The sequence below is a fragment of the Streptomyces sp. NPDC001663 genome, assembly GCF_042893105.1.
In the GTDB taxonomy this organism is placed as follows: Bacteria; Actinomycetota; Actinomycetes; order Streptomycetales; family Streptomycetaceae; genus Streptomyces.
In genome coordinates, this window is the sequence record NZ_JBIAUR010000002.1 from 681,581 (window position 1) to 708,342 (window position 26,762).

The following is a 26,762-nucleotide window of genomic DNA, read 5'->3' on the forward strand; positions in this document are numbered from 1 at the left end:
GGCCGGAGGCTCACTTCATGAAGGGGGGCTGTCTGGAATGGGGGACAGAGTACGCGGCCGGGGGGCGGGCCGTACCGGCGCTGCGGAAACCAGTCTCGGACGTTGGTCACAGCGGCCGTGTGCGCCTGTGAACTGCGATGCTTGAGTCATGAGCTACAGCACGGCTGACTCCTTTCGGCCCGTGACCCTGGACGACGTCCGGGGCGCCCAGAAGATGCTCTCGGGCGTGGCACGGGTGACGGCGATGGAGGGCAGCAGGCACCTGACCCAGCTGGTGGGCGCGCCGGTCCACTTCAAGTGCGAGAACCTCCAGCGGACGGGTTCGTTCAAGCTGCGCGGCGCGTACGTCCGTATCGCCGGACTGCTGCCCGAGGAGCGGGCCGCCGGGGTCGTCGCCGCGAGCGCCGGCAACCACGCGCAGGGCGTCGCCCTCGCGTCGTCGCTGCTCGGCGTGCGGGCGACGGTGTTCATGCCGAAGGGCGCCCCGCTGCCGAAGATCAGCGCCACGCGCGAGTACGGCGCCGAGGTGCGTCTGCACGGGCAGGTGGTCGACGAGACGCTGGCCGCCGCGCAGGCGTACGCGGCCGAGAGCGGCGCGGTGTTCATCCACCCCTTCGACCACCCCGACATCATCGCGGGCCAGGGCACGGTCGGCCTGGAGATCCTGGAGCAGTGCCCGGAGGTGCGCACGATCGTCGTCGGCATCGGCGGCGGAGGTCTCGCGGCCGGCATCGCGGTCGCGGTCAAGGCGCTCAGGCCGGACGTGCGGATCGTGGGCGTACAGGCGGAGGGGGCGGCGGCGTATCCGCCCTCGCTCACGGCCGGGCGCCCGGTGTCGATCGAGAACCCGGCGACCATGGCCGACGGCATCAAGGTGGGGCGGCCCGGCGACGTGCCGTTCGGGATCATCGGCGAACTCGTGGACGAGGTGCGTACGGTCTCCGAGGACGAGCTGGCGACCGCGCTGCTGCTGTGTCTGGAGCGGGCCAAGCTGGTCGTCGAGCCGGCCGGCGCGAGCCCGGTGGCGGCACTGCTGAGCGATCCGGGAGCCTTCGACGGGCCGGTGGTGGCGGTGCTCTCCGGCGGGAACGTCGATCCGCTGCTGATGCAGCGCGTCCTGCGGCACGGCATGTCCGCGCAGGGCCGCTACCTGGCCGTACGGCTGCGGCTGACGGATCGGCCGGGCGCCCTCGCCACACTTCTCGGGGTGTTGTCAGTGGTGGACGCTAACGTCCTCGATGTGAGTCACGTACGGACCGATCCCCGGCTCGGGCTCACTGAGGCGGAGGTCGAGCTGCACCTGGAGACGAAGGGGCCGGAGCACTGCGCCGAGGTCGGCCGAGCCCTGCGCGAGGCGGGCTACACGGTCATCGACTGAGGCGCCGAGCGGTCCGATCGGGAAAATCCGTTGAGAGACGCGATACATCGCGTTATGGTCAGTCTCGCCGATCTGCCTGCCGCCACTTGTCAGGCGGCATGAAATGTACAAAATCTAGGCTTTCCGAAGAATCCCCGACGACGTGGAGACTCACATGCCAGGCGCCATCTATGCCGAAGGCCTGGTGAAAACCTTCGGTGACGTAAAGGCTCTGGACGGCGTCGACCTCGATGTCCCCGAGGGCACCGTGCTGGGCCTGCTGGGGCCGAACGGCGCGGGCAAGACGACCACAGTCCGCTGTCTGACGACCCTGCTGAAGCCCGACAGCGGCCGCGCGGAGGTCGCGGGCCTCGACGTGCTCAAGCAGCCCAACGAGGTGCGCCGCTCCATAGGCCTGTCCGGCCAGTTCGCCGCGGTCGACGAATACCTGACCGGCCGCGAGAACCTCCAGATGGTCGGCCAGCTCTACCAGATGAAGGCCAGGGCCGCGAAGGCCCGGGCCGAGGAGCTGCTGGCCCAGTTCGACCTCACGGACGCCGCCGACCGCCCCACCAAGACCTACTCCGGAGGCATGCGTCGCCGGCTCGACCTCGCGGCCGCACTGGTGGTCTCGCCGCCCGTGATGTTCATGGACGAGCCGACCACCGGCCTCGACCCGCGCAACCGCCAGCTGCTGTGGGAGGTCATCAAGCGACTCGTCTCCGGCGGTACGACCCTGCTGCTGACCACCCAGTACCTGGAAGAGGCCGACCACCTCGCGCACGACATAGCGGTCGTCGACCACGGCCGGGTCATCGCCCGCGGCACCTCCGACCAGCTCAAGGCCCGCACCGGCGGCGAGCGCGTCGAGGTCGTGGTGCACGAGCGCGAGCACATCCCGACCGCCCGTGAGGTCCTCGGCGGCTTCGGCAAGGGCGACGTCACCGTCGAGCAGCACACCCGCCAGCTCACCGTGCCCGTCACCGGCGGCGCGAAGCTGCTCGCCGAGGTCATCCGCGAACTGGACGTCCGCGGCATCGAGATAGACGACATCGGCCTGCGCCGCCCGACCCTCGACGACGTGTTCCTGTCCCTGACCGGACATGTGGCCGAGGTGAAGCCCGAGGAGAACGGCGAGAGCACGGACGCGGCCGCCAAGGACCGCCGGCAGAAGAAGGAGGCCGCCAAGTGAGCGCCGTCACCGACGCCGTACGCATCGCGCCGCCCGGCAACGCGATCAGCCAAGGGATCAGGGACTCCCTGGTCGTCGCGAAACGCAATCTGATCCGGATGTCCCGGATCCCCGAGATGGTCATCTTCGGCCTCATCCAGCCGATCATGTTCGTGGTGCTGTTCAGCTATGTGTTCGGCGGTTCCATGAACATCGGGGGCACCACGGACTCCTCGGTCTACCGGGAGTTCCTGATGGCCGGCATCTTCGCCCAGACCGTCACCTTCGCCACAGCGGGCGCCGGCGCCGGTATCGCCGACGACATGCACAAGGGGCTCATCGACCGCTTCCGCTCGCTGCCCATGGCGCGCGGTGCGGTGCTGACCGGGCGTACGCTCGCCGACCTGGTGCAGACGGCACTCACGCTGTTCGTGCTGGCCATGGTCGCCCTGCTGGTCGGTTGGCGCACCCACACCAGCATCGGCGAGGTGCTCGGTGCCTTCGGCCTGCTGCTTCTGACCGGGTACGCCTTCACCTGGATCGGAGCGGTGATCGGCCTGTCCGTGCGCACCCCCGAGGCAGCCACCTCGGGCGGGCTGATCTGGCTCTTCCCGGTCACGTTCATCTCGAACGCGTTCGTGGACTCCAGCCGCATGACCCCATGGCTTCGGCACATAGCCGAGTGGAATCCGTTCAGCGCGACCGTCCAGGCCTGCCGCAAGCTCTTCGGCAACCCCGGTGTCTCGCCCTCGGACGCCTGGCCGATGGCGCACCCGGTGTGGGCCTCGCTGATCTACTCGGTCCTGATCATCGTCATCTTCCGGACCCTGGCGGTACGGAAGTACCGCTCGGCAGCCGCATGACGAGGCCCCCGGCGTCTCGCGGACGCCGGGGGCTCGCCAAGGGCGTGCCGGCCGGGAGCGGCCGGCCGGCAGGGGTCAGCCGGTGTAGGGCTCGGCCTTGAGGATCTTCACGGAGGCCTTCTTGCCGTTCGGCAGCTCGTACTCCGCGTCCTCGCCGACCTTGTGGCCGATCACGCCGGAGCCGAGCGGCGACTGCGGCGAGTAGGTCTCGATGTCGGAGCTCGCGTACTCGCGCGAGGCGAGCAGGAAGGTCATCGTGTCGTCCTCGTCGCCGTCGAAGGCGATCGTCACGACCATGCCGGGCGCCACCGCGCCGTCCGCCGACACCGGCGCCTCGCCCACCTTGGCGTTCTCCAGGAGCTGGGTCAGCTGGCGCACACGGAGCTCCTGCTTGCCCTGCTCTTCCTTGGCCGCGTGGTACCCGCCGTTCTCACGCAGGTCGCCCTCCTCGCGCGCGGCCGCGATCTTGGCGGCGATCTCCGTGCGCGCAGGACCAGACAGGTACTCCAGCTCGGCCTTGAGCTGGTTGTACGCCTCCTGGGTCAGCCAGGTGACGTTCTCGCTGGTCTGGGTCACAGGTGCTCCTCGTAGGTACTGGGAATACAAAGCATCGCCCTACCCAGAAGAATGTTCCTTCACGGATGGGCGAAACCACGAGCCTAACAATTCAGCGGCTGAAGGGGGAGGACATAAGCCATCAGAATTGCGTCAACGCAGGTCAGGGCCTACGTATCCGGGGAAGGCTCTGTGTCAGTCGGCGTGACAGCCGAGCAGCTCGGCCGTGGTGCCCGGGGACGTCGTACGGAGCGTGACGACCTTGTCGATCCGCGTGGTGCTGCCGTCGAAGCGGAAGTCGGCCCGGCCCACCTCGGACCCGTCCTCCGCCTGGGACCGCACGGTGCAGTAGCCGGACGCGCCGGAGTCCTTGCGGACCTCCAGATGGACCGAGACCGAGTTCTTGTGCGGCTCGAACGTGATCACTTCACCGCTGATCTTGTTCTGGCCGACGTAGTGGTAGGCGAAGTAGCCGACCAGGGCGAGCAGTGCCGCCCCGAGGACCGCTCCGGCGATCTTGAGCTTGCGGTCGGCACGCTCGTCCGAGGAGCGGCCGTAGCGGCCCTCGGGCAGCCGCGTGCTCGCCGTACTCATGATCGTCCTCTCGGAAACCGGGGCCCGGAATTTTTCACCCTCCGATTCGGTCACTATAGAAGCGCCGATCGCGCCGGTTCACACCGGGCGCCGACTTACTGAGGATTGAGTCTTGACTGACCAGCTGCGACTGATGGCCGTGCACGCGCACCCCGACGACGAGTCGAGCAAGGGCGCGGCCACCATGGCGAAGTACGTGTCCGAGGGGGTGGACGTGCTGGTCGTGACCTGCACGGGCGGGGAGCGCGGCTCCATCCTCAATCCGAAGCTGCAGGGCGACAAGTACATCGAGGAGCACATCCACGAGGTACGCAAGAAGGAGATGGACGAGGCTCGCGAGATCCTCGGGGTCAAGCAGGAGTGGCTCGGCTTCGTCGACTCGGGCCTGCCCGAGGGCGACCCGCTGCCGCCGCTGCCCGAGGGCTGCTTCGCCCTGGAGGACGTCGACAAGGCGGCCGGCGAGCTGGTGAAGCAGATCCGCTCCTTCCGTCCCCAGGTGATCACCACCTACGACGAGAACGGCGGCTACCCGCACCCCGACCACATCATGACCCACAAGATCTCGATGGTGGCGTTCGAGGGCGCGGCGGACACCGAGAAGTACCCCGAGTCGGAGTTCGGCGCGGCGTACCAGCCGCTCAAGCTCTACTACAACCAGGGCTTCAACCGCCCGCGCACCGAGGCGCTGCACAACGCGCTGCTCGAGCGCGGCATGGAGTCCCCGTACGGGGACTGGCTCAAGCGCTGGAGCGAGTTCGAGCGCACGGAGCGCACGCTGACCACGCACATCCCCTGCGCCGAGTTCTTCGAGATCCGCGACAAGGCGCTGATCGCGCACGCCACGCAGATCGACCCCGACGGCGGCTGGTTCAAGGTCCCGATGGAGATCCAGAAGGAGGTCTGGCCGACGGAGGAGTACGAGCTCGCGAAGTCGCTCGTGGACACCTCCCTCCCCGAGGACGACCTCTTCGCGGGCATCCGCGACAATGCCTGACATGAGCGCAAGCGTGAGCCTGGCACTGACGAACCTCGTCCCCCTCGCCAAGGAGGTGGACGAGAACAAGGTCACCCCCGGCGTCCTCGGCTTCATCGTCTTCGCGGCGATGGCCCTGGCGGTGTGGGCACTGATGAAGTCCATGAACCGGCACATGAACCGGGTGGAGTTCAAGGAGCCGGCCGACCCGAAGGCCGAGGCCTCGGAGCCGACGACCGACTCCAAGGCCCAGCAGGGCTGACAGCGCGGGCAGAGGGGGGTGCGCGGCGGTCACTGCGTGGCCGGCACCGCCACCCCCATCACCTCCCGCGCGTGCCGGCTCGGCACCATGCCCAGGCGCCAGGCCTGCCAGCCCGCCTCGAGGCTCACGCCGCGTTCCAGCAGCAGCTGGTACGCCTCCACGTAGTCGTCCAGCTTCTCGTCCCGCAGGGGATGGCCCGTGCGGGACAGCTGGGCCAGGTCCTCCTGGGCCACCGCCGTGCCGACCTCGAAGCCGCCGGGCGCCGCGTACGGCAGAAGGGTGCAGCGCAGGAAGCGGGCCCAGTCCTCGCCGCGGCGGTCGCCGTACGACGTGAACAGGCCGACCGCCTCGTCGCACAGGGTCAGCGCCTGCTGGGTGCGAGCGTTGCCCGCGTCCACCACCGCCAGTTCCAGGCAGGTCCACGCCTCGCCGTGGGCGACGCCGATGCGCTGGAAGTCGGCCCGGGCGTCGACCAGTAGCTGGCGGGCGAAGCCGGAGTTGCGCAGCGAGCCCGTCTGGGCCGCGCGCTGGTCGCGGGTGACTCTGGCCGAGTGGTGGCGGGCGCAGGCCAGGCCATAGACGTCACGCATACGGGAGAACATCGTGCGGGAGCGCTCCAGCTCGCGGACCGCGTGGTCGAGGTTGCCCGTCTCCTCCAGGGCCTGGCCCAGGTAGTAGACAGTCCAGGCCTCGCCGCGCGCGTCCTCGTTCTCGCGGTGCCGGGACGCCGCCTGGCGCAGGCCGTCCACCGCCGGGGACGGGTCGCCGGCGACCAGGCGGGCGCGGGCCAGCTGGGTCAGCGCCCAGGCCTCGCCGCGGGCGTCGCGGGTGCGGCCGTAGCGGTCGAGGGCCGCGCGCAGCTCCGACTCCGCGCGCGGGACGTCGCCCATGCGCAGCGACAGCTGGCCGAGCTGGAAGTGGGCCCAGGCCTCGCCGTGCACGGACTCGCCCTCGCGGTGCAGCACCAGTGACTCGCTGAGCAGGCGCAGCGCCTCGGAGACATGGCCCTCGTCCCGCTCCACCGCGGCCAGGGCGTGCATCGTCCAGGCGCGGTCCGTCGCGAGTTCCGGGGGCGACTGGAGGTCAAGGGCCTCGCGGAGCTTGGCCGCCGCCTCCGTCAGGTTGCCCTGGTGGTGCAGGGTGATGCCGAGGGAGCACAGGGCGCGCGCCGCGCCCGCGTCGTGGTGGGCCTCCATGTACAGATCGACCACCGACGTCAGCGTCGTCCGCGCCTTGTCCAGCTCGCCCAGCTGCCGGGCCGCGATACCCGTGCGCCACTGCACCGAGCGGACCAGCAGGCCCTGGTCGACGGCCTGCGCCAGTTCGCTGATCTCGCCCAGGCGGTAGAGGTCGCCGCGCAGCAGGCAGTAGTCGCACAGCGCGCCCAGCAGGTTCAGTACCGCCGCCTGGTTCACACCCTCGGCGTGCCGCAGGGTCGAGGTGATGAAGCTCGACTCGTCGTCCAGCCAGCGCAGCGCCTCGTCGAGGGACGTGAAGCCGTGCGGGCTGAAGCGGTCCGAACGGGTCGACATGTTGCCGTCGACCAGGCGCAGCACCGAGTCCGCGAGGTCGGCGTAGTTCACGATCAGGCGCTCCTGCGCGGCCGAGCGCTCGGCCGCCTCCTCCTCGTCCAGGAGGCGGGCCTGGGCGAAGGCCCGCACCAGGTCGTGCAGGCGGTAGCGGTTGCCGCGCACATGGTCGATCAGGCCGGCCCGGGAGAGCGCGACCAGATGGCGGGTCGCCTCCGCCTCGTCCGTCGCCAGGAGGGAGGCGGCCGCGGCGCCGCCCAGGGAGGCCCGGCCGGCCAGGGCCAGCCGGCGCAGCAGTCTGCGGGCCGTCTCCGACTGGTCCGTGTAGCGCAGCCACAGCACGCGCTCGATCGGCTCGACGGGGCCGTACGCCGCGAGATCCGTGGCCAGTTGACGCGGTGCACGCGGACCCAGCGACGAGCCCGCGATGCTCAGCGCCAGCGGCAGCCCGCCGCACAACTCCCTTATCCGGTCGGCTGAATCGGCATCGTATGGACCGGAGCTGTCCTGTGCCGCAGCGTCCAGCAGTTCCTCCGCGCCCGCCGAGTCCAGGGCCTCGACCGGCAGTTCGTGCACATGGGCCTGGAGGTCGGAGGGCAGCTCGAGGGGCTCACGTGCGGTGACCAGGACCAGGCTGTCGGAGCGCTCGGGGACGAGCGTGCGGATCTGGTCGGCGTCCGAGGCGTCGTCCAGCACGATCGTGACCGGAAGGCCCGTCAGATGCTGGTGGTACAGCTCGCTCAGCCGCTTGACCTGCTGGTCGGGGGAGGAGCGCTCACGGAACAGCAGCTGCTCGCGCGGTGCGCCCAGCCGGTTCAGCAGGTGCAGCAGGGCGTCGCGGGTGGACAGCGGCTGCTCCTCCGGGCTGCCGCCGCGCAGGTCGACGACGCAGGCGCCTCGGAAGTAGTCCTTCAGGTCGTGCGTGGCGCGTACGGCGAGTGTCGTACGGCCGCTGCCGGGCGTGCCGTGCAGCACCACGACCGTCGGTCGGGTCTCCGTGCTCGCGCGGGCCGCCTGCACCCACTGCCGGATCCGCGCCATCTCCTGCCGCCGGCCCGCGAACACGCCTGCCGGTTCGGGGAGTTGACCGAACGACTGCGCCAGTACGTTCCGTCCGCGGGCCGCCGCACTCTTGTCCGTGCCGCGCAGTTTCGGTCCCGTCTTCTTCGGGCCGGTGGAGGCGGCGAGCACGCGCTGCTGGTCGAGGAACGGGCGGATGCCGCGCACCTCGAGCGCCGTCAGCCACTGCAGCCGCAGCTGCTCCGGGCCGCCCGGCTGGCTCACGGCGCCGGCCTTGTGGTGGGCCGCGGGCAGATGGGAGCCGGCGACCTTGACCACGGTCGCGGCGGCGCCGACGACACCGACGGTCACGCCCACGCCGACGGCCGTGCCCGTGTCGGTGCCGAGGACCAGGTCGGCCACGGCGGCCGCGACCGCGCCAACGGCCGCCACCAGCAGGGGAGTTCCCGAACCCTCCTTCGCGTAGCGCTGTGCGAAGGTGAGCCGGCCGGCCTCCGCCTCGTCCAGTGCGCGTGTGTAGGCCTCGTACTCCTCGGCGGCCGTCTGCGCCATCACGTCCAGCGCGCCGCGCGCCCGCGAAAGCAGCACAGTCCCGTCGGTGCGCCCGCCGGAGCGCCGCACCTCCTCCTCCACGGCCCGGGCCAACAGCCGTTCGGCATCCGCCCGATGGCTGTCCCGCATGTCACGTCCCCCTCCGGCGGCAACTCCTTTGCCTACGAGTGTCCTTCGGGTCGGGCGTGAGCGCGAGGGTGCGGCGATCATTCTGCGCGGGAACGGTGCCCACCCACCGCCAGAAACACACACGCCACCGCCAGCGCCCCCTCCGCCACCCCGCAGGCCAACGCCTGCAGCAGGGCCGAGCCCGACGTGGCCGTGGTTATGTCGAACCAGGCGTCCAGGACCGCGACGGCGGCCGTTGCGGAAGCCGTCAGGCGGGCTCGGGGGTCACCGCGCAGGCCCAGCAGGGCCGTTGTCGCGCAGCCCGCTGCCATCAGTACGTCCAGGCCGATCCAGGCCAGCGACCAGTTCCGCACCTCCGTGCTGCCCGGCGGCGTCAGGCCGAGCACCACCATCCACGGCACCAGCAGCACGGCCGCCGCGCCCAGGAGGACCAGCGTCCACCTCTTCAGCAGCAAGGCCGCCACGCCCAGCAGGAGCAGCGTCCACCCCAGCAGCAGCTTCTTGTACGGCTGCCTCTTCATCGGCGTCGTCGGACTCGTCGGCCTCATGGATTGCTCCCTCCCGTTTCCCACGCCTCCAACGCTAGACCGCAGAGAAAATTCTGCAAAGAAAATTCGGCAGACATCAGGGACGACTCAGGGTTCTCAGGGTTACCGTGGCCGCATGACCGACGGCCCGCCCGAGACGACCAGCGCCGAGCGCCCCGAGATGACCGGTCTCGAGCGCACCGCCCTCTACAAGTCCCTCGGCAACCCCCTGCGCCGCCGGATCCTCGAGTACCTCGGTCGGCATGGCGAGGCGAACTCCACCGTGCTCGCGAAGGAGCTCGGCGAGAGCTCCGGCACCACCAGCTACCACCTGCGCAAACTCGCCGAGCAGCGGCTCATCGAGGAGATCCCGGAGAAGTCCGGCGGCCGGGAGAGGTGGTGGCGTTCGCTGCCGTTCAGCCACACCACGCCCGACCCGGCCACGATGACCGCCGAGGAGTACGCGGCCGCCGAGCACCTCGCCCTGCTGAAGATCGACGTCGACACCGAGCTGTTCCGCCGCGCCCACCAGGAGTACCGGGGGCCGGACGGCTGGGCGCAGGTCCAGCGGCACGGCGCCTGGATGACCAAGGACGAACTCCTCGCCTTCATGCGCGAGTACCACGCCCTCCTCGACCGCCACGGCCACTCCCGCGACACCGCCCCCGAGGGGGCGCGCCCGGTCAGCATGCGTTTCTACGCGGTGCCCGAGCCCGTGGGAGAGTGGAACAGTGAACCGACTGGCCCATGAGACGTCCCCGTACCTCCTTCAGCACGCCGACAACCCCGTCGACTGGTGGCCCTGGTCGACGGAGGCCTTCGACGAGGCCCGGAAGACGAACAGACCCGTTCTGCTGAGCGTCGGGTACAGCAGCTGTCACTGGTGCCACGTCATGGCGCACGAGTCCTTCGAGGACCGGGCCACCGCCGACTTCCTCAACGAACACTTCGTCAGCGTCAAGGTCGACCGCGAGGAGCGCCCGGACGTCGACGCCGTCTACATGGAAGCCGTGCAGGCCGCCACCGGTCAGGGCGGCTGGCCCATGACCGTCTTCCTCACACCCGACGCCGAACCCTTCTACTTCGGCACCTACTTCCCGCCCGCCCCCCGCTCCGGCATGCCCTCCTTCCGCCAGGTCCTGGAGGGCGTCCGCTCCGCCTGGACCGACCGGCGCGACGAGGTCGCCGAGGTCGCCGGAAAGATCGTGCGGGACCTCGCCGGCCGGGAGATCTCCTACGGCGACACGCAGACCCCCGGCGAGGAGGAGCTCGCCCGGGCCCTGCTCGGCCTCACCCGCGAATACGACCCGCAGCGCGGCGGATTCGGCGGCGCCCCCAAGTTCCCGCCGTCCATGGTCGTCGAGTTCCTGCTGCGCCACCACGCCCGCACCGGCGCCGAGGGTGCACTGCAGATGGCCCACGACACCTGCGAACGCATGGCCCGCGGCGGCATCTACGACCAGCTCGGCGGCGGCTTCGCCCGCTACTCCGTCGACCGCGAGTGGGTCGTACCGCACTTCGAGAAGATGCTGTACGACAACGCCCTGCTGTGCCGCGTCTACGCCCACCTCTGGCGCAGCACCGGCTCCGAGCTCGCCCGTCGTGTCGCGCTCGAGACCGCCGACTTCATGGTCCGTGAACTCCGCACGGACGAGGGCGGGTTCGCCTCCGCCCTCGACGCCGACAGCGACGACGGGAGCGGGAAGCATGTCGAGGGCGCGTACTACGTGTGGACCCCTCAGCAGCTGACGGAGGTCCTCGGCAGCGAAGACGCCGAGCTCGCCGCCCAGTACTTCGGCGTCACCGAAGAGGGCACCTTCGAACACGGTCAGTCCGTCCTCCAACTTCCGCAGCAGGAGGGCGTGTTCGACGCCGTGAAGGTCGAGTCCGTCAAGGGACGTCTCCTCGAGGCCCGCTCCGGCCGCCCCGCCCCCGGCCGTGACGACAAGGTCGTCGCCGCCTGGAACGGGCTCGCGATCGCCGCGCTCGCCGAGACCGGCGCCTACTTCGACCGCCCCGACCTCGTCGAGGCGGCCGTAACGGCGGCCGATCTCCTCGTACGGCTGCATCTGGACGAGCAGGTCCGTCTCGCCCGTACCAGCAAGGACGGCCAAGTCGGCGCCAACGCGGGAGTGTTGGAGGACTACGCGGACGTCGCCGAGGGCTTCCTCGCGCTCGCGTCCGTCACCGGTGAGGGCGTCTGGCTGGAGTTCGCCGGGTTCCTGCTCGACCACGTACTCGCCCGCTTCGTCGACCCGGAGACCGGCACGCTCTACGACACCGCCGCCGACGCCGAGCAGCTGATCCGCCGGCCGCAGGACCCGACCGACAACGCGACACCCTCCGGGTGGACGGCCGCCGCGGGTGCGCTGCTGAGTTACGCCGCCCAGACCGGCGCCGAGCCCCATCGCACCGCCGCCGAAAGGGCGTTGGGGGTCGTGAAGGCGCTCGGTCCGCGGGTGCCCCGGTTCATCGGCTGGGGGCTCGCCGTCGCCGAGGCGCAGCTCGACGGGCCGCGGGAGGTGGCGATCGTCGGCCCCGCACTGGACGACGAGGGCACAAAGGCCTTGCACCGTACGGCACTTCTGGCCACCGCGCCCGGCACCGTCGTAGCCGTGGGAACTGCGGAGAGTGACGAGTTCCCGTTGCTCGCCGATCGGCCCCTCGTGGGCGGTGAACCAACCGCGTACGTCTGCCGTAACTTCACCTGTGACGCCCCGACCACCGACCGGGAGCGGCTGCGCACGGCATTGAGCGGCTGAAACGGAACGGGACGGGGCGATTCCGCATGCCCGGATAGGGCAGCTCTTCGGGTAAGTCCCGCTAGTCGCCCCACCGTTCCGAAACACGCTATTTATCGGAACAGCTCCCCCGCTTCACAGTTCCCCCCTAATCTCTGCACAGTGACGCGACGGATGTGACTCACTGTCGCGACAGGGGGCATTGGGATCTGGGGGGATCTGTTGTTGACGTCTGTCTTCATTGCTGCTGTCTCGCTGGCCTTGTTCTGGATGGCGGCCTTCACCTTGTGGTGGCAGATGCACGCGTGGCGTACGCCCGAAGTGCTCGCCTCCACCCGATTCAGCAGACCGGACGGGGACGAGCATGTCTCGTTCTCGCTGCTGCTGCCGGCGCGGCACGAACAGGCCGTGCTGGACCACACCATCCAGCGGCTGCTGGAGTCCACACACACCGACTTCGAGATCATCGTGATCGTGGGGCACGACGATCCCGAGACCACGGCGGTGGCCGAGACGGCCGCCGAACGCGACCCGCGCGTCCGTGTCGTCGTCGACACCCATGAGAAGAAGAACAAGCCGAAGGCCATGAACACGGCGCTGCCGCACTGCCGCGGCGACGTCGTCGGGGTCTTCGACGCCGAGGACCAGGTCCATCCCGAGCTCCTCGCGCACGTCGACCACGCCTTCCGGACGACCCGTGCGGACGTCGTGCAGGGCGGGGTCCAGCTCATCAACTTCCACTCCAGCTGGTACTCCCTGCGCAACTGCCTGGAGTACTTCTTCTGGTTCCGCTCCCGACTGCATCTGCACGCGCAGAAGGGGTTCATCCCGCTCGGCGGCAACACCGTCTTCGTACGGACGGACGTGCTCAGGGAAGCCGACGGGTGGGACCCCAACTGCCTTGCCGAGGACTGCGACCTGGGCGTGCGGCTGTCTTCCGTCGGCAAGAAGGTCGTCGTCGCCTACGACTCCGACATGGTGACCCGGGAGGAGACTCCTGGCTCGCTGATGTCGCTGCTCAAGCAGCGCACCCGCTGGAACCAGGGCTTCCTGCAGGTCTACCGGAAGAAGGACTGGAAGCAACTGCCGGGATTCGGGCAGCGGTTGCTCGCCCGGTACACCCTCATGACGCCGTTCCTGCAGGCCTTCTCCGGCGTGATCATCCCTCTCAACGCGGCGGTCGCGCTCTTCCTCGACGTGCCCGTCGGGATCGCCTTCCTCACCTTCCTGCCGCTGGTCACCGCCGCGGTCACCTTCGTCTTCGAGATCGTCGGACTGCACGACTTCGGCAAGCAGTACGGACTGCGCGTCCGCCTCGTCCACTACCTCAAGCTGATCGTGGGCGGCCCCTTCTACCAGGTCCTCCTCGCCGGGGCCGCGATCCGCGCCGTATGGCGTGAGCAACGCGGCCGCAACGACTGGGAGTTGACCAGCCATGTCGGGGCCCACCTCACCCGGACCGAAGTGACCCGAGACCTCCGAGAGGACGTCCCTGCGTGACCTCCACCCTTCCCGCGGTGACCACTCCGAAGGTCCCCGCGCAGCGGCAGCCTGCGCCTGAGGCCGGTTCGACCGGTCGAACGGCCCCGCCGAAACGCCTCCGCTCCTCCCGCCCCGACCTCCTCCTGTGCGGCGCGCTCCTCGTGGCGATCCTCGTCGTCCAGGGCTGGAACATCGCCGACTACCCGACCCTCAGCGACGACGAGGGCACCTACCTCGCCCAGGCCTGGGCGGTCCAGCAGGGCAAGGGCCTCGCCCACTACACGTACTGGTACGACCACCCGCCCCTCGGCTGGATCCAGCTGGCCCTGCTGACCTGGATACCGTCGTGGCTCAGCCCCGGCTCGATGACCGTCGGCAGCATGCGCGTCACGATGCTCGTGATCAGCGCCGTCAGCGCCGTCCTCGTCTACGTCCTCGCCCGCCGCCTGTCCCTGCCCCGCTGGGCCGCGGGCCTCGCGATGGCCCTGTTCGGCCTCTCGCCGCTCTCGGTCGTGCTGCAGCGCGAGATCTTTCTCGACAACCTCGCGGTGATGTGGACGCTCCTCGCCTTCACCCTCGCCGCCTCCCCGAGCCGCCACCTCTGGCACCACTTCGGGGCCGGCCTCGCGGCGGCCACGGCGGTGCTCACCAAGGAGACGATGCTCGTCGTCCTGCCGGCGCTGTTCGTCACCATGTGGCGGCACAGCCACCGCGACACCCGCAAGTTCGCGGTGACCGGCGCCGTCACCGCCTGCGCGCTGATCGGCTTCAGCTATCCCCTCTTCGCACTGCTGAAGGGCGAGTTGTTCCCGGGCGGTGGACACGTCTCGCTCTTCGAGGGCATCAAGTACCAGATGACCAGGCCCGGTTCGGGCTTCATCCTGGACCAGGGCTCCGGCTCCTACGGCGTCCTGCACTCGTGGCTCTACTACGACCGCGTCCTGCCGCTCGGCGGACTCGCCGGCGCGCTGCTGCTGGTGGCCACCTGGCGCTGGTCGGTCACCGCCCGCGCGCTCGCCGGACCGGCCCTCACGATCGCGATCCTCACCGGGCTGGCCATGCGGCCCAACGGCTACCTGCCCGCCATGTACGTCATCCAGGCGCTGCCCTTCCTCGCCCTGGTCCTCGCCGGAGGCACCGCCTCCGTCGCCCACGCCGTGCTGCGCAGGTGGCGGCGCCCCGAAGAGCAGCGCTGGACGACGGGCGGCCGGTACGCCCTCGCGGCCGTCCTCGCGATCGCCGCCGGCGCGTACGTCGTCCCGAAGTGGTACGACGGCGACCGCACCGCCGTCACCGCCGACGCCAACGCCCCCTACCGGGCCGCCTCCAAGTGGCTCACCACCGAGGTCGCCGACCCGAAGGACACCCGGGTGCTGGTCGACGACGCGCTCTGGCTGGACCTCGTGCACGACGGGTACCAGCCGGGGCTCGGCGTCATCTGGTTCTACAAGGCCGACCTCGACCCGGCCGTCACGAAGACGATGCCGCACGGCTGGAAGGACCTCGACTACGTGGTCGCCTCCCCGACGGTGCGGCGCGACGCGGTGGACCTGCCCAACGTCAAGGCCGCCATTGAGCATTCGACCCCGGTCGCCACGTTCGGTACCGGAGAGGACCGGATCGAGATCCGGCAGATCCAGACGGCCGGTACCGCTGATGGAGGCACCCGATGACCCACGAGTACACCGCTCCGGGGGAGCTCAACGATCCCGCCGTACGCGGCGCCGAAATCGCCGAGCCCGGTGCCGTCACCATCGTCGTACCGACGTTCAACGAGTCCGCGAACATCCGCGAACTCCTGCACCAGATCACCGAGTCGGTGCCCTCCCGGCTGCCCTGCGAGGTCGTCTTCGTCGACGACTCCATCGACGACACCCCCGAGGTCATCTACGAGGCCGCCAAGGACTGCCCGTTCCCGGTGACCGTCCTGCACCGGGAGGAGCCGGTCGGCGGGCTCGGCGGCGCGGTCGTCGAGGGCATGAAGGCGGCCGGGTCGGACTGGATTGTCGTCATGGACGGCGACTGCCAGCATCCGCCGTCCCTGGTACCGGAGTTGGTGGCCACCGGCGAGCGCGCGAACGCCGGACTCGTCGTCGCCTCCCGGTACATCAAGGGCGGCAGCCGGGCAGGGCTGGCCGGCAGCTACCGCGTGGCCGTCTCGCGCGGCGCGACCTGGCTGACCAAGTCCCTGTTCCCGCGCAAACTGCACGGCATCAGCGACCCGATGAGCGGCTTCTTCGCGATCCGCCGCAGTGACATCACCGCGGAGGCCCTCAAGCCCCTCGGCTACAAGATCCTCCTCGAACTTGCGGTCCGCAGTCGGCCCCGCCAGGTCACCGAGGTGCCGTTCGTCTTCCAGGACCGGTTCGCCGGGGAGTCCAAGTCGTCCGCGCAGGAAGGCTTCCGCTTCCTGCGCCACCTGGTCGGCCTGCGCACCGCCTCGCCGATCGCCCGCATGGTGGCCTTCGGTCTGATCGGCGCGACCGGCTTCTTCCCGAACCTGCTCGGGCTGTGGGCGCTGACCGCCGCCGGGATGCACTACGTCCCCGCCGAGATCCTCGCCAACCAGCTCGGCGTCGCCTGGAACTTCGTACTCATCGAGCATCTGCTGTTCCGCGACCGCCGTCGGCACCGCAACTGGTGGGACCGTGTGGGCCGGTTCGCGCTGCTCGCCAATGCCGACCTGGTGCTGCGCATCCCGCTGATCGCGCTGTTCGTGCACCGGTTCGGGATGGGGGCCCTGTCCGCCACCGCGCTCGCGCTGGTGACGACGTTCGTCCTGCGCTTCGTGGGGACTGAAGCGCTGGTCTATCTCCCGCGCAGGGGGCGTGGGGGGAGTACCGCACCAAGGAGAGCCGTGTGAACAGACGCATTTCGGCCAAGCACAGAAGACGGACCGCACTGGTCGGGGTGGGGGCCCTGACCGCCGGTCTGCTCCTCACCTCACCCCAGTCCGCCGAGGCCGCCAACCTCGTCAAGAACCCGGGCTTCGAGACGGCCGGCACCGACGGGATGCCGTACTGCTGGGAGAAGTCCGGCTGGGGCGACAACGACTTCACGTTCGAGACGACGAGTGACGCGCACAGCGGGTCCAAGGCGATGAAGGTGTCGCTGACCCGCCGCGTCAACGGCGACCGCAAGGCGCTGATCACCGAGTCGACAGGGTGCGCGCCGGTGGTGACGGCGGGCAAGCAGTACGACCTCGGACTCTGGTACAAGACGACGACGCCGGACGCGAACATCACGCTGTTCCGGCACGACACCACCGCCGGCTGGCAGTACTGGACCGACCTCAAGACCCTGGAGATGCAGGGGAGTTGGACCCAGGCCACGGTCCGCACACCCGAGGTCCCGGCCGGCACCGACCGCATCACCTGGGGTGTCTCGGTCTACGGCACCGGCTCGGCGACCACCGACGACTACACGATGGACCAGGTCCCGGACGTCACCCCGCCCGCCACCTGCACCGGCACGGCGGACGAGTGCGCCAACGGCCGCTGGGACGTGCTGCCCACGCAGAACCCGGTGCGCTCCATGCACTCCGTGGTCCTCAACAACGGCAAGGTGCTGCTGATCGCGGGCTCCGGCAACAGCGAGGAGAACTTCAACGCGGGCACCTTCACGTCCGCCGTCTACAACCCGGCCGACGGCTCCTACAAGGTCATCCCGACCCCGAAGGACATGTTCTGCTCGGGCCACATCCAGCTCCAGGACGGCCGGGTGCTGGTACTGAGCGGCAACAAGGCGTTCCCGGTCGCGGGCGGGCACGGCTACGAGGGCTACAAGGACTCGTACATCTTCGACCCGACGACCGAGACGTACAGCAAGACCAACGACCTCAACGACGGCCACTGGTACCCCTCGGCGACCGAGCTCGGCAACGGTGACGTCGTCTCCTTCGGCGGTCTGCGCGAGGACTCGACCGGCTCGGTGACCGCCGAGTACTGGTCGGACGCCCAGCAGAAGTGGCTGGCGCTGTGGCAGGTCAACCAGACCTGGTCGTACTGGGGTCTGTACCCGTCGATGATCCTGATGCAGGACGGCCGCCTCTTCTACTCGGGCAGCCACGTCTTCGGCAACAACATCCCGGGCACCGGATCGGCGATCTACGACTACAACGCCAACACCATCACGCAGATCCCGGGCCTGCAGAACAAGGACCAGCGCGACCAGTCCGCGAGCGTGCTGCTGCCTCCGGCGCAGGACCAGAAGGTCCTCACCATCGGCGGCGGCAACATCGACTCCAATCCGGAGGGCAACCGCCTGACGGACGTCATCGACCTCAAGCAGGCCAACCCGTCGTACGTCGCCGGGCCCCAGATCCCGCAGGGGACCGTGGACCTGGGCAACGGCAAGGTCCCCGAGACCGGCAACCAGGGCAAGATGTACGTCTCCGCGGTCCTGCTGCCCGACGGCAAGGTCCTGGAGACGGGCGGCGGTCTGCACAACCGGGCCAACCCGGTCTTCGAGGCCTCGATCTACGACCCGGACTCCAACACCTTCGACCCGGTGGCCGCCGACCCCGAGGCCCGCGGCTACCACTCGTCCGCGTTCCTGCTGCCGGACGGCCGGGTGATGGCCACCGGTGACAACCCGGGCAACGGCACCTGGAACCACAACGTGTCGATCTACACGCCGCCCTATCTCCTCAAGGGCACGCGTCCGACGATCACTTCGGTGATCGACACCGAGTGGAACTACGGCGACACCCAGCGGATCACGGTCGACCGGCCCATCGCCAAGGCCGAGTTGATCCGACCGGCCGCGGTCACGCACTCCTCGGACCCGAACCAGCGGTTCGTGGACCTGCCGCTTTCGGTGGACGGCAACAACGTCGACCTGAACGTGACGAGCAACCCCAACGTGGCCCCGCCCGGCTGGTACATGCTCTTCGCGGTCGACGCCAACGGCGTTCCGTCGGTGGCCAAGTGGGTGCATCTGCAGGGCCCGCAGGCGCTCAGCGCGAGCACCGCCGACGCGCACGTCCACTCCTTCGCCGACTCCCTGTCGGGCAAGGTGATCGAGCCCGGCAAGAAGCGGAAGTCGCAGAAGGTCTCCGTCACCATCTCCGGCTGCGACCGGCACTACGGCTCCATCAACGTGTGCGTGCCGACCGCCTTCCCGAAGGGCGTGAAGAAGACGGCGGCCTCCCGCTGCGCCTGGCTGAAGAAGAACGACTACGGTCGCCTGAAGATCAATGGCAAGGACGACCCGCTGGGCCTCGACCCGAACAAGGACGGGCTCGCCTGCGGAAAGGCGGACATCCGCAAGGGTTAACCGGCGAACTCCGCCAGGGCGCGCTCCACGATGGCCACCAGCTGCTCGTGGTGCGCGCCCTTCCAGTAGGCGCGCCCGCAGTCCTGACACTGCGCGAAGACGTCGTACGACCGGTGCGTGCCGCCCTGCAGCTGGTCGGCCACCTCGTCCTTGGTGGCCTCCTTCAGCAGTCCGTTGCAGGCGGTGCACCGTGTCCAGGGCCTGAGCTCGGGCCGGAACCGGTCGAGGACGTCCCGGAGTTGGTCCTCGGGCCGGGTGCTGTAGACATACGCCCCGGCCCACAGCTCGCGGCGGCGCAGCAGGCCCCGGTCGCGGCTGAGCATCACCCGCTTCTCGGCGGCCGAGCGGGCGGCGAGGGCCGGGTCGCCGATGTCCGTCGACTCGTACGCCGTGTCCACGCCGAGCAGGCGCAGGCGGCGGGCGAGGGTGCCGAGGTGGACGTCGAGGAGGAAGCGCAGGGGAGCGCCGGGGACCTGCTGGGGGCGGTCGACGGTCCGTACCTCCACGGTGTCGCCCGCCTCGGGGACGTACGAGTGCGGCACCTCGCGGCCGTTCACCCACAGCGCCCCGACCTCGGTCAGCGGGACCCCGGTCGACTCGACGACATGGCCGAGGGACGAAACGCCGTCCGTGGTGACGGGGGTCGCGCCCCGGCGCCGCTCACCGGCGACGAACAGGGCAAGGTCGGGGGCGAACTCGACGTGGATCTCGGGACCGTTCACGGGGTCAGGATGTCACGCGAGGGGACCCCGGGCTCAGGGCTTTTCGGTGGGGAGGCCGTGTTCCAGGACGTCCAGGGCCTGGAGCATGAGGTCCTTCAGGTCGCCCTTGAAGTCGTTCTCCGCCCAGTACATGGAGACCTCCATGAGGCCGCCGATCAGGGACATCGCGTAGACGCGGACCCTGAGGTCGTCCGGTGCCAGCCCGAAGTGGTCGGCGATCGCCCCGCACAGCATCCGCCCGGTTTCCGACATGCTCTCGAACATCCGGGAACGGACGGCGGGGACCTGGACCCCGAGATGCGCGCGCATCTTGATCATCTCGGGGTCCTCCGCAGCGGTCAGTTCGATCGCCTTCTGCATGATGTGCCGCAGCGAGTCCATCCACGGCTCCCCGGCGGGCCGTGCGCGCAACTCCTCCACCATCAGGGGGTCGTACTCGTCCGTGAGGACGATGTCCTCCTTGGTCGGGAAGTAACGGAAGACGGTCGACGGCGACACCTCGGCCCGCTCGGCGATCTGCTCGATCGTCGTGGCGTCGTAGCCCTGTTCCTTGATCAGTGCGTAGGTCGCCGAGCGGATCGCCTCGCGGGTCTTGATCTTCTTGCGCTCGCGCAGGCCCAGTCCAGGGCGGTCGGCGGGGGAGAGGGGAGAACGTGCGGCCGTCATGCTGGTCATTGTCGGGCATCCGCCTGCTCGGCTGCCATGTCCGGGGTCTCCTGCGGCGGTACGGCAGCCCGCGCGGGCTGGGTGCCCGGCAGGAACGCCGCCGCCAGCAGCGCCGATACGAGCGCCGCGGCCCCGCACACCAGCAGCACCAGGCCCATGCCGTGGACGTAGGCGCTGTTCGCGGAGGCGGCCAGCTGGGCGGAGTGGGCCTTCTCCGCGACGATGTGCGCCGCGACGACGGAGTCCCCGGCGGTGTCGGCCACCTTGGCGGGCAGCCCGGTGACGTCGAGCCGGTCGCGGAAGGTGCTCGCGAGCAGGCTGCCGAGCAGGGCGATACCGATCGCGCCGCCGACCTGGCGCAGCGTCATGAGCAGGCCGGAGCCGCTGCCGGCGCGGTCCCGGGGCAGGGCGCCGAGGGCGCCGCTCATGGCCGGCATGAGCGAGAAGCCGAAGCCGAGACCGGTGACCGAGAGCCACAGCGCGGTGAAGCCGTAGCCGGAGTCGATCGTCGTACGGCTGCCGAGGAGCGCGGCGAAGGCCAGCGCCACCAGACCCGCGCTCACCGCGGCCCGGGCGCCGAAGCGGGCGGCGACCTGCGGGGCCGTCCGGGAGGCGACCAGGATTCCGCCCATCATCGGCAGCAGTCGTACGCCGGTGCCGAAGGCGTCGTTGCCGAGGACGGCCTGGAGGTAGGGCGGCAGCACGAACAGCAGGCCGGACAGGACGAACATGACCAGGGTCGCGGCGATCGTGTTGAAGAGGAAGCCGCGGTGGGCGAGGAGGGTCATGTCGAGCATGGGGCGCTCGACCCGGCGTTCGCGCAGTACCAGGGCGGTGATGAGGACGACGGCTGCCGCGAGCATGGCCAGGACCAGCGGGTCGCCCCAGCCGCGGGTGGGCGCCTCGATGATCGCGTAGACCAGGGCGCCGAGGCCGGTCGCGGTGAGCGCGGTGGAGACGGTGTCGACCTCGGGGGAGGCGGGGTCGCGGGTCTCGGGGAGCAGGAAGACGCAGGCGGCGATGCCGATCGCGGCCATCGGGACGTTGACCAGGAAGACCGAGCCCCACCAGAAGTGGTTCAGCAGCCAGCCGCCGATGATCGGGCCGAGCGGCAGGCCGAGCGCGGAGGCGGCGGAGACGATGGCGGTGGCCTTGGGCTGCTCGTCGCGGGCGAACAGCGTGGGCACGACGGAGAGCGCGAGTGGGGTGACCAGCGCGGCGCCGACACCCATCAGGGCGCGGGCGGCGATGACCCAGTTCACGTCCCCGGCCAGCGCGCCCGCCAACGAGCCGGCGAGGAAGATCGCGAGCCCGACGATCAGCATCCGCCTCCGTCCGAAGCGGTCGCCGAGCAGTCCGGCGGGGAGCATCAGCGCCGCGAAGACGACGACGTAGGCGTCCGCCATCCACTGCTGCTGGCCGGTGGTGGCGCCGAGGTCGCCGGCCATCGTCGGCAGCGCCACGTTGAGGATCGTCGTGTCGAAGCCGAGGGTCAGCATGCTCGCGACGAGGGCGCCGAGAGCCCACCAGCGGCGGGGGTCGGGAGTGATGGTTTCCATGAAATGAGAGTAGCTGTCAAAATCTAGTTGCTGTCAATAGGCATCGACTCCCGATAGGTTTGGGGCATGAAAAAAGGGCCACGGAAGCCGTGGCCCTTCAGGAGTCGGTGGTGCTACGCGTGCTGGTACGCCACCAGTGAGATCCCCACGTAGTGGACGACGAACGCCGCCAGCGTCAACGAGTGGAAGACCTCGTGGAAGCCGAACCAGCGCGGTGACGGGTTCGGCCGCTTGATGCCGTAGATCACGCCGCCCGCGCTGTAGAGGAGGCCGCCCACGATCACCAGGACCAGCACCGCGATGCCGCCGGTGCGCATGAAGTCCGGCAGGAAGAAGACCGCCGCCCAGCCCATCGCGATGTAGCAGGGGGTGTAGAGCCAGCGCGGGGCGCCGACCCAGAAGACCCGGAAGATGATTCCGGCCGCCGCGGCCCCCCAGATGCCCCAGAGCAGCCACTGCCCCTTGGCGCCCGGCAGCAGCAGCATCGTCAGGGGCGTGTAGGTGCCCGCGATGATCAGGAAGATATTGGCGTGATCCAGCCTGCGCAGGACGCCGTCCATGCGTGGGCTCCAGTTGCCCCGGTGGTACAGCGCGCTCACGCCGAACAGCAGGCAGGCCGTCAGGGCGAAGATCCCGCAGGCGATGCGCCCTCTGGTCGAGTCCGCGAGGGCGGTGAGCACCAGGCCCGAGATCAGCGCGGCCGGGAACATGCCGAGGTGCAGCCAGCCCCGGAGCTTCGGCTTGATCGGCTCGGCGAGGTGCTGGGCGTGCTGCTTGATCTGGTGCGGCAGGGAGGGCGCGTCGGAACCGCGGCCGGCGGCCGGCGTGTCCGTGGTCGCGTCGGGGACGGGCGCAGTCATGCCCGGCATCGTACCTACGGAACCGTAAGTTGCGGATGAGTGCGGCCTGAGAACCGGCCAAGAGTGGCCATCATCTCACGGGAGTTGACACTCGGGCCTACCGCGCCAAGAGACGGTCACCTGAACCCTACGTGCACGCAAATAAACGTTCCGCGCACAAAAAGCACGTGGCGATCCTCACTCCGCTCACCTGTGAGGCCCTCTGGACATATGGGCGCTCTCGTCGGATGATCAAATGAGTGCGGTCGGCACCGGATGAGCGCTGAAGATCCAGCCACGGAGCATCCGGGCCGCAGCCCCCACGGGGCCTCCAAAACAAAAATCCCTCATTTAGGAGCAATCGTGGCGCGCGACATCGCGGCTCCCCCCGTCATCCCCACCAACCATCAGGAACTGATCTCGTGGGTGAACGAGATCGCAGCACTGACCCAGCCGGACAACGTGGTCTGGTGTGACGGATCCGAGGCCGAGTACGAGCGCCTGTGCGAGGAGCTCGTCTCGAAGGGCACCTTCCGGAAGCTCGACCCGATCAAGCGCCCCAACTCCTACTACGCCGCCTCCGACCCGACCGATGTCGCGCGGGTCGAGGACCGGACGTTCATCTGCTCCGAGAAGGAGGAGGACGCGGGCCCGACCAACCACTGGAAGGACCCCGCCGAGATGCGGGAGATCTTCGCCGGTGAGAAGGGCGTCTTCCGCGGCTCCATGAAGGGCCGGACGATGTACGTCGTCCCGTTCTGCATGGGCCCCCTCGGCTCGGACCTCTCCGCGATCGGCGTCGAGATCACCGACTCCGCCTATGTCGCGGTCTCCATGCGGACGATGACGCGCATGGGGCAGCCGGTCCTGGACGAGCTCGGCTCCGACGGCTTCTTCGTGAAGGCCGTGCACACGCTGGGCGCCCCGCTCGCGGAGGGCGAGGCGGACGTCCCGTGGCCGTGCAACTCCACCAAGTACATCTCGCACTTCCCCGAGAGCCGCGAGATCTGGTCCTACGGCTCCGGCTACGGCGGCAACGCACTGCTCGGCAAGAAGTGCTACGCCCTGCGCATCGCCTCGGTGATGGCGCGCGACGAGGGCTGGCTGGCCGAGCACATGCTGATCCTCAAACTGACGCCGCCGCAGGGCGAGTCGAAGTACGTCGCCGCCGCCTTCCCGAGCGCCTGCGGCAAGACCAACCTCGCCATGCTGGAGCCCACGGTCTCCGGCTGGACGGTCGAGACGATCGGCGACGACATCGCCTGGATGCGCTTCGGCGAGGACGGCCGCCTCTACGCCATCAACCCCGAGGCCGGCTTCTTCGGCGTCGCGCCCGGCACGGGTGAGCACACCAACGCCAACGCGATGAAGACGCTGTGGGGCAACTCGGTCTTCACCAACGTGGCGCTGACCGACGACAACGACATCTGGTGGGAGGGCATGACGGAGGAGACTCCGGCCCACCTCACCGACTGGAAGGGCAACGACTGGACGCCGGCCTCCGACGCCCCGGCCGCCCACCCCAACGCCCGCTTCACCGTCCCGGCCTCGCAGTGCCCGATCATCGCGCCCGAGTGGGAGGACCCGAAGGGCGTGCCGATCTCGGCGATCCTCTTCGGCGGCCGCCGCGCCACCGCGGTCCCGCTGGTGACGGAGTCCTTCGACTGGAACCACGGCGTGTTCCTCGGCGCCAACGTGGCCTCCGAGAAGACCGCCGCCGCCGAGGGCAAGGTCGGCGAGCTGCGCCGCGACCCCTTCGCCATGCTGCCGTTCTGCGGCTACAACATGGGCGACTACATGGGCCACTGGATCGACGTCGCCAAGGGCAAGGACCAGTCGAAGCTCCCGAAGATCTACTACGTCAACTGGTTCCGCAAGAACGACGCGGGCAAGTTCGTCTGGCCCGGCTTCGGCGAGAACAGCCGCGTCCTGAAGTGGATCGTCGACCGCCTCGACGGCAGGGCCGAGGGCGTCGAGACCCCGATCGGCATCCTGCCGGCCAAGGGCGCCCTCGACACCAAGGGCCTCGAACTCTCCGAGTCCGACCTGGACTTCCTGCTCACGGTCGACAAGGAGGTCTGGCGCGAGGAGGCCGCCCTGGTCCCCGACCACCTCAACACCTTCGGCGACCACACCCCGAAGGAACTGTGGGACGAGTACCGCGCGCTGGTGCAGCGCCTGGGCTGAACCCCGCCCTTCGAGAAAGCTCCGCGGCCGGCACGGATGTGCCCTGACCAGTGATCGTCACGGCCGGTCGCGGTGACAGCCGACGAGGTTCCGTACAACGGCGTGCGGGGCTCTGGGCCTGTCGTCGCGTTCCCGTCCGCCCCGACGGGAAGGCGACGACAGGCCTTCGTCTTTTTCCGCATCACCTCTGTGCGGACCGGGATTTCGCGGGACACTCGGGACATCCTGCAACGAACCCCGAAAAGAGGTGAGCGGGGTGCGCACACCGGTCAGCGATCCGATGAAGGTGGGGCCGTACCGCATTGTCGGACGGCTCGGCTCCGGCGGCATGGGCTGGGTGTATCTCGGCCGTTCGCCCGCCGGGCGCGAGGTGGCGGTGAAGGTCGTGCGCCCCGAACTGGCCGCCGAGCCCGAGTTCCGGGAGCGCTTCGCCCGCGAGGTCGCGGCCGCCCGGGTCGTCAGCGGCGCCTACACCGCGGCGGTGGTGGACGCCGACACGGAGGCCGAACTGCCCTGGCTGGCCACGATGTACGTACCCGGCCCGTCGCTCGCGGAGGCGGTCCGCACGGACGGTCCGCTGCCCGAGGAGCAGGTACGCCGGCTCGGCGCGTTCCTGGTCGAGGCGCTGCAGGCCGTGCACACCGCCGGAGTGGTGCACCGGGACCTCAAGCCGTCCAATGTGCTGCTGGCGTCCGACGGGCCGCGCGTCATCGACTTCGGGATCTCCCGCGTCGACGGAGCGCCCGGCCTCACCCAGGCCGGCCTCATCGTCGGCACCCCGCCCTACATGTCGCCGGAGCAGATGAAGGGGGCACAGGCCGGCCCGCCCAGCGACGTGTTCTCCCTCGGCGGGGTGCTGGTCTACGCCCTGTCGGGCCGGCCGCCGCACGGCACGGGGGAGTCGGTGCGCTACCAGGTCGTGTTCGGCGAGCCGCACCTGGGCGCCGTACCGCCGGGCCTGCGACCGCTGGTCTCACGGTGTCTGGCCAAGCGGCCCGAGGACCGGCCCCGGCTCGAGGAACTGCTGGCCGAACTGGTCGCCGAGACCCCGCAGCAGCCGTCATGGCCGCCGCCCAAGGTGAAACGGACCATCGAGATCCGTGTCAGCGAGCTGGCGGCCCGCCGTGCGGCCGGTACGGGCGTGTCCGTGCCCTCCTGCCTGATGCTGCACGCCCAGGCCCTGCTGGACGCCGGCCTGACCGACGCGATGGTCACCCGGGCGGTGGGCCGTGGCACCGTCTGAGTCGCCTCCCGGCGCCGTCCTCGAAATCGGTACGCACTGGCGACAGTTGGTGCGGAAATGGGGGACCGACCGGAATTACCGTGCCGTGGCGGAGACGGATTCCGTGTCCCTGCAATTCGATCTCGAGGAAACCGGCCGTGTGCTCACGGTCCGATTCATGACCACCAAGCGGCTGCTCGTCGCCTTCGTCACGGACGGTCATTTCCTGCGCCACGACCAGCTGGCCGTCGCCGCGGCGGCGTCGAACGCGTGGAACACGGAACAGCTGAATCCCATGCTCTCGGTGTGGGACGTCCGGGGGCCGCGTCCCTGTCTCGCCGGGGTGTGCGACCTGCCGCTGACCTGCCGGGTCACCCAGGCGGACTTCGATGCCCTGGCCAGTGACTGGGTGGAACGGGCGCGGCAGATGTTCACCCGTTGCCATCAGGTATTCCAGCTGTAGAAGTGAAACGTGTGAGGGGCTTCAACCCCTTTCGGACACCGGGCTGTTGCCGCCACTATGGGCGAGGGCCAT

22 protein-coding genes are annotated in these 26,762 nt (G+C 69.7%); 14 read left to right on the plus strand and 8 right to left on the minus strand.

Going from position 1 to position 26,762, the window contains the following annotated elements; translation table 11 throughout:
* Positions 1-148 precede the first annotated feature (148 nt).
* From ilvA to ACFY1L_RS09435, 3 genes are all read left to right on the plus strand, one after another.
* Positions 149-1,378, plus strand: coding sequence for a threonine ammonia-lyase (ilvA, locus tag ACFY1L_RS09425; protein ID WP_388820543.1), 1,230 nt, complete (start codon positions 149-151; stop codon positions 1,376-1,378).
* Positions 1,379-1,532: 154 nt separating this feature from the next.
* Positions 1,533-2,549 (plus strand): ATP-binding cassette domain-containing protein, encoded by a 1,017-nt coding sequence (locus tag ACFY1L_RS09430; RefSeq protein WP_388820546.1) that lies wholly within the window; start codon positions 1,533-1,535, stop codon positions 2,547-2,549.
* Positions 2,546-3,391 (plus strand): ABC transporter permease, encoded by an 846-nt coding sequence (locus ACFY1L_RS09435; protein WP_388820549.1) that lies wholly within the window; start codon positions 2,546-2,548, stop codon positions 3,389-3,391. Before ACFY1L_RS09430 ends, ACFY1L_RS09435 begins: the two co-directional genes overlap by 4 nt.
* Before the next feature lie 75 nt (positions 3,392-3,466).
* Here ACFY1L_RS09435 and greA read toward each other — a convergent pair whose 3' ends face one another.
* Both greA and ACFY1L_RS09445 read right to left on the minus strand, forming a co-directional pair.
* A complete protein-coding gene (gene greA, locus ACFY1L_RS09440) occupies positions 3,467-3,967 on the minus strand; it encodes a transcription elongation factor GreA (protein WP_388820552.1) in 501 nt (166 codons plus the stop codon).
* Positions 3,968-4,141: 174 nt separating this feature from the next.
* Positions 4,142-4,540 carry a DUF4307 domain-containing protein gene (locus ACFY1L_RS09445; RefSeq protein WP_388820555.1) on the minus strand — a complete coding sequence of 133 codons (399 nt, stop codon included), beginning with the start codon at positions 4,538-4,540 and terminating at the stop codon, positions 4,142-4,144.
* Positions 4,541-4,673: 133 nt separating this feature from the next.
* Here ACFY1L_RS09445 and mca point away from each other — a divergent pair, with 133 nt between their 5' ends.
* Entirely contained in the window at positions 4,674-5,534 is an 861-nt protein-coding gene (gene mca / locus ACFY1L_RS09450) for a mycothiol conjugate amidase Mca (protein ID WP_388821168.1), read from the plus strand.
* Positions 5,527-5,775, plus strand: coding sequence for a hypothetical protein (locus ACFY1L_RS09455; protein WP_388820558.1), 249 nt, complete (start codon positions 5,527-5,529; stop codon positions 5,773-5,775). The genes mca and ACFY1L_RS09455 overlap by 8 nt, the downstream gene beginning before the upstream one ends.
* Before the next feature lie 29 nt (positions 5,776-5,804).
* Here ACFY1L_RS09455 and ACFY1L_RS09460 read toward each other — a convergent pair whose 3' ends face one another.
* Together ACFY1L_RS09460 and ACFY1L_RS09465 are read right to left on the minus strand one after the other, a co-directional pair.
* A complete protein-coding gene (locus ACFY1L_RS09460) occupies positions 5,805-9,005 on the minus strand; it encodes a tetratricopeptide repeat protein (protein ID WP_388820561.1) in 3,201 nt (1,066 codons plus the stop codon).
* Positions 9,006-9,082: 77 nt separating this feature from the next.
* On the minus strand, positions 9,083-9,553 hold the full coding sequence (locus tag ACFY1L_RS09465; RefSeq protein ID WP_388820562.1) for a hypothetical protein: 471 nt from the start codon (positions 9,551-9,553) through the stop codon (positions 9,083-9,085).
* A gap of 115 nt (positions 9,554-9,668) precedes the next feature.
* Here ACFY1L_RS09465 and ACFY1L_RS09470 point away from each other — a divergent pair, with 115 nt between their 5' ends.
* The 6 genes from ACFY1L_RS09470 to ACFY1L_RS09495 all read left to right on the plus strand — a co-directional run bounded on the left by ACFY1L_RS09470 (position 9,669) and on the right by ACFY1L_RS09495 (position 19,032).
* The gene (locus ACFY1L_RS09470; RefSeq protein ID WP_388820564.1) at positions 9,669-10,283 is read left to right on the plus strand and encodes an ArsR/SmtB family transcription factor; all 615 of its coding nucleotides are present in this window, start codon (positions 9,669-9,671) and stop codon (positions 10,281-10,283) included.
* A complete protein-coding gene (locus tag ACFY1L_RS09475; RefSeq protein ID WP_388820567.1) occupies positions 10,264-12,294 on the plus strand; it encodes a thioredoxin domain-containing protein in 2,031 nt (676 codons plus the stop codon). Before ACFY1L_RS09470 ends, ACFY1L_RS09475 begins: the two co-directional genes overlap by 20 nt.
* Before the next feature lie 201 nt (positions 12,295-12,495).
* The gene (locus ACFY1L_RS09480; protein WP_388820569.1) at positions 12,496-13,773 is read left to right on the plus strand and encodes a glycosyltransferase; all 1,278 of its coding nucleotides are present in this window, start codon (positions 12,496-12,498) and stop codon (positions 13,771-13,773) included.
* Positions 13,770-15,428, plus strand: a complete 1,659-nt coding sequence (locus tag ACFY1L_RS09485; protein ID WP_388820572.1) for an ArnT family glycosyltransferase — start codon at positions 13,770-13,772, stop codon at positions 15,426-15,428. Before ACFY1L_RS09480 ends, ACFY1L_RS09485 begins: the two co-directional genes overlap by 4 nt.
* Positions 15,425-16,618 (plus strand): glycosyltransferase, encoded by a 1,194-nt coding sequence (locus ACFY1L_RS09490; RefSeq protein ID WP_388820575.1) that lies wholly within the window; start codon positions 15,425-15,427, stop codon positions 16,616-16,618. The genes ACFY1L_RS09485 and ACFY1L_RS09490 overlap by 4 nt, the downstream gene beginning before the upstream one ends.
* Positions 16,615-19,032, plus strand: a complete 2,418-nt coding sequence (locus ACFY1L_RS09495; RefSeq protein WP_388820578.1) for a galactose oxidase-like domain-containing protein — start codon at positions 16,615-16,617, stop codon at positions 19,030-19,032. The genes ACFY1L_RS09490 and ACFY1L_RS09495 overlap by 4 nt, the downstream gene beginning before the upstream one ends.
* Here the strand turns inward: ACFY1L_RS09495 and ACFY1L_RS09500 are convergent.
* The 4 genes from ACFY1L_RS09500 to ACFY1L_RS09515 all read right to left on the minus strand — a co-directional run bounded on the left by ACFY1L_RS09500 (position 19,029) and on the right by ACFY1L_RS09515 (position 22,839).
* A complete protein-coding gene (locus tag ACFY1L_RS09500; protein WP_388820581.1) occupies positions 19,029-19,754 on the minus strand; it encodes a Mut7-C RNAse domain-containing protein in 726 nt (241 codons plus the stop codon). The genes ACFY1L_RS09495 and ACFY1L_RS09500 overlap by 4 nt on opposite strands.
* 33 nt (positions 19,755-19,787) lie before the next feature.
* Entirely contained in the window at positions 19,788-20,429 is a 642-nt protein-coding gene (locus ACFY1L_RS09505; RefSeq protein WP_388820584.1) for a TetR/AcrR family transcriptional regulator, read from the minus strand.
* A complete protein-coding gene (locus ACFY1L_RS09510) occupies positions 20,426-21,979 on the minus strand; it encodes a DHA2 family efflux MFS transporter permease subunit (protein WP_388820586.1) in 1,554 nt (517 codons plus the stop codon). The genes ACFY1L_RS09505 and ACFY1L_RS09510 overlap by 4 nt, the downstream gene beginning before the upstream one ends.
* 113 nt (positions 21,980-22,092) lie before the next feature.
* Positions 22,093-22,839 carry a hemolysin III family protein gene (locus tag ACFY1L_RS09515; protein WP_388820589.1) on the minus strand — a complete coding sequence of 249 codons (747 nt, stop codon included), beginning with the start codon at positions 22,837-22,839 and terminating at the stop codon, positions 22,093-22,095.
* 342 nt (positions 22,840-23,181) lie between these two features.
* Between ACFY1L_RS09515 and ACFY1L_RS09520 the strand changes: the two genes are divergently transcribed.
* The 3 genes from ACFY1L_RS09520 (at position 23,182) to ACFY1L_RS09530 (ending at position 26,690) form a co-directional block, all read left to right on the plus strand.
* Positions 23,182-25,005, plus strand: coding sequence for a phosphoenolpyruvate carboxykinase (GTP) (locus tag ACFY1L_RS09520; protein ID WP_388820592.1), 1,824 nt, complete (start codon positions 23,182-23,184; stop codon positions 25,003-25,005).
* Positions 25,006-25,261: 256 nt separating this feature from the next.
* The gene (locus ACFY1L_RS09525; protein WP_388820595.1) at positions 25,262-26,248 is read left to right on the plus strand and encodes a serine/threonine-protein kinase; all 987 of its coding nucleotides are present in this window, start codon (positions 25,262-25,264) and stop codon (positions 26,246-26,248) included.
* A gap of 85 nt (positions 26,249-26,333) precedes the next feature.
* Positions 26,334-26,690: a hypothetical protein gene (locus tag ACFY1L_RS09530; RefSeq protein WP_388820598.1), complete on the plus strand. Its 357-nt coding sequence runs from the start codon at positions 26,334-26,336 to the stop codon at positions 26,688-26,690.
* Positions 26,691-26,762: the final 72 nt, after the last annotated feature.

Coding starts and splice junctions, on each gene's coding strand:
- ACFY1L_RS09455 (WP_388820558.1), top strand. CDS start 5,527: ATGCCTGACATGAGCGCAAGCGTGAGCCTGGCACTGACGAACCTCGTC.
- ACFY1L_RS09445 (WP_388820555.1), bottom strand. CDS start 4,540: ATGAGTACGGCGAGCACGCGGCTGCCCGAGGGCCGCTACGGCCGCTCC.
- ilvA (WP_388820543.1), top strand. CDS start 149: ATGAGCTACAGCACGGCTGACTCCTTTCGGCCCGTGACCCTGGACGAC.
- ACFY1L_RS09510 (WP_388820586.1), bottom strand. CDS start 21,979: ATGGAAACCATCACTCCCGACCCCCGCCGCTGGTGGGCTCTCGGCGCC.
- ACFY1L_RS09490 (WP_388820575.1), top strand. CDS start 15,425: ATGACCCACGAGTACACCGCTCCGGGGGAGCTCAACGATCCCGCCGTA.
- ACFY1L_RS09515 (WP_388820589.1), bottom strand. CDS start 22,839: ATGACTGCGCCCGTCCCCGACGCGACCACGGACACGCCGGCCGCCGGC.
- ACFY1L_RS09465 (WP_388820562.1), bottom strand. CDS start 9,553: ATGAGGCCGACGAGTCCGACGACGCCGATGAAGAGGCAGCCGTACAAG.
- ACFY1L_RS09430 (WP_388820546.1), top strand. CDS start 1,533: ATGCCAGGCGCCATCTATGCCGAAGGCCTGGTGAAAACCTTCGGTGAC.
- ACFY1L_RS09470 (WP_388820564.1), top strand. CDS start 9,669: ATGACCGACGGCCCGCCCGAGACGACCAGCGCCGAGCGCCCCGAGATG.
- mca (WP_388821168.1), top strand. CDS start 4,674: ATGGCCGTGCACGCGCACCCCGACGACGAGTCGAGCAAGGGCGCGGCC.
- ACFY1L_RS09460 (WP_388820561.1), bottom strand. CDS start 9,005: ATGCGGGACAGCCATCGGGCGGATGCCGAACGGCTGTTGGCCCGGGCC.
- ACFY1L_RS09505 (WP_388820584.1), bottom strand. CDS start 20,429: ATGACCAGCATGACGGCCGCACGTTCTCCCCTCTCCCCCGCCGACCGC.